Genomic DNA, 7,077 nt, shown 5'->3' with positions numbered 1-7,077 from the left:
GCCGGCGACCTCGCCTTCGTCGTCTTCACCCGCTCGACGGGAGCATGGCAGACCAAGCTCGTGACCAACCACCGGTGGGCGCTCTCCGCGTTCGGCACCGCCAGCGCCGCGCGCCTGACCGCCGCGTCGACGGTGTACTGCCTCAGTCCACTCCATCACCCGTCCGGTCTGCTCACCGCCGTCGGCGGGGCCGTGGCCGCCGGGTCCCGGATCGCGCTGTCGCGCGGATTCGACCCTGCGACCTTCGACGAGGAGATCCGCCGCTACGGGGTCACGGCCGTGTCCTACACGTGGGCGATGATGCGCGAGCTGGTCCGTCGGCCGGTGCATCCGGGCGAGACCCTCCCGGCGATCCCGCTCTTCATGGGATCGGGCATGCCCCGCGGGGTGTGGCGGCGGCTGCTGGACCGCTACCCGGGGACCCGGGTCCTCGAGTTCTACTCCGGCACCGAGGTCGATGTCGTCCTCGCCAATCTCTCGACGACCAAGCAAGGCGCGCGCGGCCGTCCGCTGCCCGGCACCGCCGAGGTGCGGCTCGTCGAGGTCGACCCCGACTCGGGCGCGATCAGGACCGGTCCCGGTGGCTACGCCGTGCCGAGCGGGGTCGGCGCGCCCGGCGTGCTCCTCACCCGGCCCCGTCTCCGGGTGGACGCCTCCGTTCGCCGGCTGCGCGGGGTGTTCCGTCGGGGCGACACGTGGGTGTCCACCGACGACATCTTCGAGCGTGACCGGGACGGTGACTACTGGCAGCTCGGCCAGGCGAGCACGGTGGTCCGCACGGCGCACGGCCCGGTGTTCCCGATCCAGGTCGCCGACGCGCTCGGGGATCTGCCCGAGGTCGACCTCGCCGTGCTGTACGGCGTGTCCGCTGCCACGGGTCCGGTCGCCGTCGTCGCGGTGAGCCGGTGGGGCTCCACGGCGATCACCGCGGCCGACGTCGGTGGCGCACTCGCCTCGGTCCCGCCCACCGGCCGACCGGATATCGTCCACGTCGTCGACGACATCCCGGTGACGAACTGGTATCGGCCGGACGCCACCGGATTCGCCGCCCGGGGCCTGCCGAAGGCCGGCCCGCGAACCTGGATCCGCGATCCCGGTACAGGCGGGTACGTGCGGCTGACCAAGGCGGTGCGGGACGGGCTGGTCACGTCGGACCAGCTGTGATGCCCAGGTCCGGTCAGCCCCAGCCGAGGGCGTGCAGGGTGTGCTCCTCGATCCCGAAGTGGTGGGCGATCTCGTGGATGACCGTCACCGCCACCTCGTGGACCAACTGCTCCTCGGTGGAGCAGAAGTCGCACAGCGCACCCCGGTAGATCGTGATCGTGTCGGGCAGGAAACCCGAGTAGGTGGTGTCACGCTCGGTCAACGCCACGCCCTCGTACAGGCCCAGGAGGCCCGGTTCCTCCGGATGGCGGTCGGCGATGAGGACCACCACGTTGTCCATCGCGTCGAACAACGCGTCCGGGACGGAGTCCAGTGCGTCGTCGACGAGCGACTCGAACCGGGAGTCGGCCACGACGATGCTCACGGCGTACCGCCGGGGATCGGGACGGACACGGTCCCGGGATCCGGGTCGGTCGGCGTGCCGGGTGTCCCCTGGCCGACCCCGGGTGGCGGGACCTCGGTGGTGGTGGGTGGCACCGGGGTGGAGCCGTCGATCAGCACTCCCTGCCGCGCGGACCCCCGCAGCACCGCGAACGGCCCGGGGTCGGCGGCCCGCATCAGCCCGCAGTTGACGGTGCGGCTCCCGGTCGCCCACGAGATCTGTGAGATCGGGTTGACGAGCGTGGAGATCAGGGTGGTGCGGCGCAGGGCCTCCCCGTCGCCCAGGTAGGCGGTCCCGGCGGCGAGGCAGGCGTCCGCGGTGAGCTCGGACTGCACCCGCGGCTCGGGCGGGGTGGGCGCGTCCGGGAAGAGTCCGGAGACGTCGACGTCGGAGACCACCTCGATCGCGTGGTCCTCCGAACACGGCACCGGCGCACCGGGAAGTCCCTCGTCGGTGAACCCCAGGCAGGTGCCGGGGTCCCACCGTCGGTGCTGGTCGGCCTCCGCGAACACCCCTGTCGAGGTGGTCGACCGGCCGTTGAGTTCGGCCGCGGCGACGCCGCACAACACGGTGTGGTCGCCCTTGGCCCAGCCCTCCTCGGACGGGGGGACGACCAGCCCGGTGAACCGACCCGCCGGGTCGACCTCGCGGCCCCCCGCGTAGCGGGTGATCAGCGGCAAGCAGCGATCGGTGCCGATCGGGACCAACCTCGAGTTGTCCGGGAGCGGGGTGTTCTCGCCGAACCCGGGTACCCCGGAGAGGTCGATGCGGCCGGCGACCTCGAAGCGGTGGGGCTCCGCGCAGTCGACGGTCGTGAACGCGGTGACGCGGTCGGCCGCGTCGACCTGCCAGGTCAGGCACGTTCCCGGGGCCGCGTTCGCGTAGGCGGGCCCGGACAACGTCCTCGGGTCGACCTGCGGGACGATGGCCGCGATCCGTTCCGCCGTCGCGGAGTTCGGATCCCCCATGGCCGAGGCCATGAGTCCACCGGTGATCGCCCCGCCGGACAGGATCGCGACGAGTGAGGCCATGACCGCGCCCCGGGTCCGGAGCAGTGACCGGCCCGGGTGTGGTGATCGCGAGGAGGTGATCATCGCATCCATGATGCCGCAACTTCGCCGCCCCGATAGGATTCAGGGCATGAGCGGACAGAACCGAGACGAGGCCGGCGGCCCGGACAGCGGAACCCGCGCGCCGCGCGAGGGGGTCGACCCGGAGGTCCTCGAGTTCGCACAGATGCTCTTCCAGCTCGCCCGGGACGGCGAGACCGAACGCCTGGCCGCCTACGTCGACGCTGGGGTGAGCCCGGACCTGACGAACGAGCGCGGTGACGCGCTGCTCATGTTGGCCGCCTACAACGGGCATCCCGACACCGTCCGGGCGCTGCTCGCCCGCGGCGCGGATGTCGACCGCGCGAACGACCGCGGGCAGACCCCGCTCGCGGGGGCGGTGTTCAAGGGGTACGGCGAGGTGGTCCGGGTGCTGTTCGAGGGCGGTGCGGACCCCAACGGGGGGACGCCCACCGCGGTCGACACCGCCCGGATGTTCGAGAAGGACGCCTTCCTCGAACTCTTCGGCGTCTAGTTCGGGTGGTGGGACGGGGCCGCTAGGCTGGTCGCCGTGATCGATCTCAGGCTCCTCCGCGAGAACCCCGACCTCGTCCGCGATTCCCAGCGCACCCGCGGCGAGGACCCCTCGCTGGTCGACCGGCTGCTGGCCGCCGACGAGGCCCGCCGGTCCTCGATCTCCGCCGCGGACGGCGCGCGCGCCGAGCAGAAGGCGCACGGCAAGAAGGTCGGTCAGGCCTCGCCGGAGGACCGCCCCGCGCTGCTCGAGGCGGCGGGTGCGCTCAAGCAGGCGGTCAAGGACGCCGAGGAGGCGGAGAAGTCCGCCGCGGCCGAGGTCGACCGACTCCAGCGGCTCCTCTCCAACGTCGTCGAGGCGGGGACCCCCGCCGGGGGCGAGGACGACTTCGTGGAGATCGAGCGGATCGGAGAGATCCCGAGCTTCGACTTCGAGCCGAGGGACCACCTCGAGCTCGGGGAGAGTCTGGGGCTGCTGGACATGGAACGCGGCGCCAAGGTCTCGGGCGCGCGCTTCTACTTCCTTACCGGCTACGGCGCACTCCTGCAGCTGGGCATGCTGCAGTTGGCGGCGCAGAAGGCCACCGCCAACGGCTTCACACTCATGATCCCGCCGGTTCTGGTGCGCCCCGAGATCATGCAGGGCACCGGGTTCCTCGGCGCCCACGCCGACGAGATCTACCGGCTCGAGGCCGACGACCTCTACCTGGTGGGCACCTCCGAGGTCGCGCTCGCCGGCTACCACCAGGGCGAGATCCTGGACCTGTCGGCCGGACCCAAGCGGTACGTCGGCTGGTCCTCCTGCTTCCGGCGTGAGGCCGGCAGCCACGGCAAGGACACCCGCGGCATCATCCGCGTGCACCAGTTCGACAAGGTCGAGATGTTCTCCTGGTGCAAGCCGGAGGAGGCCCACGCCGAGCACCTGCGCCTCCTGGGCTTCGAGAAGGAGATGCTGCAGGCCATGGGGCTGCCGTTCCGCGTGATCGACATCGCCGGTGGGGACCTGGGGTCGTCGGCCGCCCGCAAGTACGACTGCGAGGCGTGGGTCCCGACCCAGGGTGCCTACCGGGAGCTCACGTCCACGTCCAACTGCACGACGTTCCAGGCCCGCCGGCTGGGGGTGCGCTACCGGGACGAGGGGGGAAAGCCCCAGACGGCCGCCACCCTCAACGGCACGCTGGCCACCACGCGCTGGCTCGTGGCGATCCTGGAGAACCACCAGCAGGCGGACGGTTCCGTGGTCGTGCCCGAGGCGCTGCGGCCGTTCGTCGGCAAGGACGTGCTCGAGCCACCCCGGTAGTCGCGATGGCCCGGTAGTCGCGATGCCCCGGTACTCGTGATGACGGGGGGCGTCGTCCCTCCTCCAGGCCGGGTCAGGGGCGGAAGAGCATCATCACGCCGCTCGCGCTGGCGCAGGTCCGACCGTCGGTGTCGAGGACCCTGGCCTGGACGACGCACGTCGACCGGCCCACGTGCTCGACCTCGGCGTGGATAGTCGCGGGGGTCTTCTCCAGCCTGAGCGCGCGGATGTACCGGACGGTCAGGTCGAGCGTGCTGTAGCCCACGCCCTCGTCGACGACCGTCGCGGTGGCGTAGCCCAGGGCGGAGTCGACCCACCCCGAGACGATCCCGCCGTGCACCGTCCCCCCGTTGTTCAGGGCCCACTCTCCGGGTGAGGCGGTCATGGTGACCACTCGATCGGACGCCGAGGAGAGTGCCAGACCGAGCGTGTGCGCGCCGGGGGAGAGGTGACGCTCGCCGTCGACGATCCTCCGCAGGGCGTCCAGGCCCGCGTGCGGGCTGCGCTCGGACTCGGTGGGCAGCGGCGGCCACGAATAGTGGCGACTGCGCGCCGCGGGGTCGACCGAATCGAAGGGCTCGTCGTCATCCACCCCGCCGAACCTACCGGCAGTGGATCACGCCCCCCGTGGTGGGCCGCTACGCTGGGGCCCGTGGAGCTGCTCTATACGGGGATCATCGGGTTCGCCCGGACAATGTTCAAAGTCCAGGGACTGGACATCACGATGCGCGGCGAGCGCAACTTCCCCGAGGTCGGCGGGGCCGTGGTGGTGATGAACCACACCGGGTACCTCGACTTCGTCTACGGCGGCATCCCGGCGCGCCTGCACAAGCGGTTCATCCGCTACATGGCCAAGGTCGAGGTGTTCGACCACAAGGTCTCCGGGCCGATCATGCGGGAGCTCAAGCACATCCCGGTCGACCGCACGGCGGGTAAGGCGTCGTTCGACGAGGCGGTGGACCGGCTCAAGGCCGGAGAGCTGGTGGGCGTGTTCCCCGAGGCCACCATCAGTCGCAGTTTCGAGGTCAAGGGCTTCAAGTCCGGTGCGGTGCGGATGGCGCTCGCCGCCGACGTCCCGATCATCACGGTGACCCTGTGGGGCTCGCAGCGGGTGTGGACCAAGGGCCTGCCCAAGAAGCTGCTGCGCCCGAAGGTGCCGATCATGATGGAGGTCGGCGAGCCGACGCCGGCGTACGAGCCGGTGGAGGAGTGCACCGAGGAGCTGCGCTCGCGGATGCAGGCCACCCTCGAGCGGCTGCAGGACGAGTACGCGCAGCGCTACGGCCCGTACCCGCCCGGTGCGAACTGGGTCCCGGCCCGTCTCGGCGGTTCGGCCCCGACCCTCGAGGAGGCCACCGCCCTCGACGAGGCCGAGCACGCCGAGCGGATGCGCCGACGGGCGGAGAAGGCCGTGGACCCGTCCGCCGACGCCTCCGACGCCCCGAAGGGACCGGCGGGCCCGGACGCTCCGTGACCCGGTCCAGACCTCTGCTCGTCGCCACGGACGTCGACGGGACCCTGCTCGGCACCGACGACCTCATCCCGGCGGCCAACCGGGCGGTCGTGGCGGACCTCGTCGCGGACGGCGCGACGTTCGTGCTGGCCACCGGGCGCCCCCCGAGGTGGCTGGACCAGGTCGTCGACCAGTTGCCCGTCGCACCGCTCGCGGTCTGCGCGAACGGCGCGGTGATCATGGACACCGACACCGGCGAGTTCCTGTCCACCCGGCTGCTCGAACCGGACACTCTCGCCGCGATCGACGAGGTGCTGCGCCGGAGGCTCCCGCACAGCGGGATCGCGGCCGAGCGGCTGGGCACCGACGCGGCGGACGCCGACTTCGTGGCCAGCCCGGACTACGAGCACGCCTGGATCCATCCCGCACACCTGGAGGTAGGGCACGCCGAGGTGCTCTCCGCGCCGGTCCTCAAACTGTTGGCCCGGGTTCCCGGGGTGCCCAGCGCCGACATGGTGGCCGCGCTCCGCGGCGAGGTCGACCACCTCGCCGACGTCACCTACTCCACGACCGACGGGCTGATCGAGTTCGCGGCCCGCGGGGTGACCAAGGCCAGCGGCCTGACCGAGATCGCCGCCGCCACCGCGGCCTCCACGGCCCTGCCGTCCGCCGTCCCGGTGACTGTCGCCTTCGGTGACATGCCCAACGACCTGGAGATGCTGCGTTGGGCGGACCACGGCGTGGCGATGGGCAACGCCATCCCGTCGGTGCACGCCGCGGCCGACGAGATCACGCTGAGCAACGACGAGGCGGGGCTGGCGCACGTGCTGCGCCGCTGGTGGGTCTGAGCCCACAGCCCACAGCCCATAGATCACAGCCCACAGCCCACAGCCCTCGCCCCGCCCGGCCCGGTCGCTCAGCCGCTCCTGGCGATGATCGCTGGCGCGCACTTCGGTGCGCGCGCGAGTGCATCGACGTGGGCGAACGCGTTCCAGGTGCGCAGGCGCGGTCGCGGATGCCGCGCCAGCAGATGCCGCGCCAGCGGATGCCGCGCCAGCGGATGCCGGGGCGGGGGATACCCGGGTGGCGGGTTCGTGAATTGTCTGCGCGGACCGGTCCCCGCCACTTCCCCGGTGTGCCCGCCGCCCCGTTGTCGGGGCGGCGGGCACACCTGGTGGGACCCGGTCCGCGAGTC

At 72.0% G+C, this 7,077-nt stretch carries 8 protein-coding genes; 5 read left to right on the top strand and 3 right to left on the bottom strand.

Features of this window, described 5'->3' with window-relative positions; genetic code table 11:
- The coding region (locus ABD250_RS12680) for an AMP-binding protein (RefSeq protein WP_344392596.1) at positions 1 to 1,164 on the top strand (1,164 nt) is incomplete at its 5' end.
- Positions 1,165 to 1,177: 13 nt separating this feature from the next.
- Here the strand turns inward: ABD250_RS12680 and ABD250_RS12675 are convergent.
- Both ABD250_RS12675 and ABD250_RS12670 read right to left on the bottom strand, forming a co-directional pair.
- The gene (locus tag ABD250_RS12675) at positions 1,178 to 1,528 is read right to left on the bottom strand and encodes a metallopeptidase family protein (protein WP_182659545.1); all 351 of its coding nucleotides are present in this window, start codon (positions 1,526 to 1,528) and stop codon (positions 1,178 to 1,180) included.
- Positions 1,525 to 2,640 carry a septum formation family protein gene (locus ABD250_RS12670; RefSeq protein ID WP_241730850.1) on the bottom strand — a complete coding sequence of 372 codons (1,116 nt, stop codon included), beginning with the start codon at positions 2,638 to 2,640 and terminating at the stop codon, positions 1,525 to 1,527. The genes ABD250_RS12675 and ABD250_RS12670 overlap by 4 nt, the downstream gene beginning before the upstream one ends.
- 46 nt (positions 2,641 to 2,686) lie before the next feature.
- Here ABD250_RS12670 and ABD250_RS12665 point away from each other — a divergent pair, with 46 nt between their 5' ends.
- Both ABD250_RS12665 and serS read left to right on the top strand, forming a co-directional pair.
- Entirely contained in the window at positions 2,687 to 3,130 is a 444-nt protein-coding gene (locus ABD250_RS12665) for an ankyrin repeat domain-containing protein (RefSeq protein ID WP_179524222.1), read from the top strand.
- Positions 3,131 to 3,166: 36 nt separating this feature from the next.
- Positions 3,167 to 4,429, top strand: a complete 1,263-nt coding sequence (serS, locus tag ABD250_RS12660; RefSeq protein WP_179524223.1) for a serine--tRNA ligase — start codon at positions 3,167 to 3,169, stop codon at positions 4,427 to 4,429.
- A 73-nt stretch (positions 4,430 to 4,502) separates the two neighbouring features.
- Here the strand turns inward: serS and ABD250_RS12655 are convergent, their stop codons facing one another.
- Positions 4,503 to 5,021 (bottom strand): hotdog fold thioesterase, encoded by a 519-nt coding sequence (locus tag ABD250_RS12655; protein WP_182659544.1) that lies wholly within the window; start codon positions 5,019 to 5,021, stop codon positions 4,503 to 4,505.
- A gap of 60 nt (positions 5,022 to 5,081) precedes the next feature.
- On the opposite strand from ABD250_RS12655, the gene ABD250_RS12650 reads away from it, so the two are divergent.
- Both ABD250_RS12650 and ABD250_RS12645 read left to right on the top strand, forming a co-directional pair.
- Positions 5,082 to 5,903 carry a 1-acyl-sn-glycerol-3-phosphate acyltransferase gene (locus ABD250_RS12650; protein ID WP_179524225.1) on the top strand — a complete coding sequence of 274 codons (822 nt, stop codon included), beginning with the start codon at positions 5,082 to 5,084 and terminating at the stop codon, positions 5,901 to 5,903.
- Positions 5,900 to 6,730: an HAD family hydrolase gene (locus ABD250_RS12645; protein WP_182653651.1), complete on the top strand. Its 831-nt coding sequence runs from the start codon at positions 5,900 to 5,902 to the stop codon at positions 6,728 to 6,730. The genes ABD250_RS12650 and ABD250_RS12645 overlap by 4 nt, the downstream gene beginning before the upstream one ends.
- Positions 6,731 to 7,077: the final 347 nt, after the last annotated feature.

This window comes from Dietzia cercidiphylli (genome assembly GCF_039531545.1).
Taxonomy (GTDB): Bacteria; Actinomycetota; Actinomycetes; order Mycobacteriales; family Mycobacteriaceae; genus Dietzia; species Dietzia natronolimnaea.
This window is presented reverse-complemented; position numbering and strand designations above follow the sequence as displayed.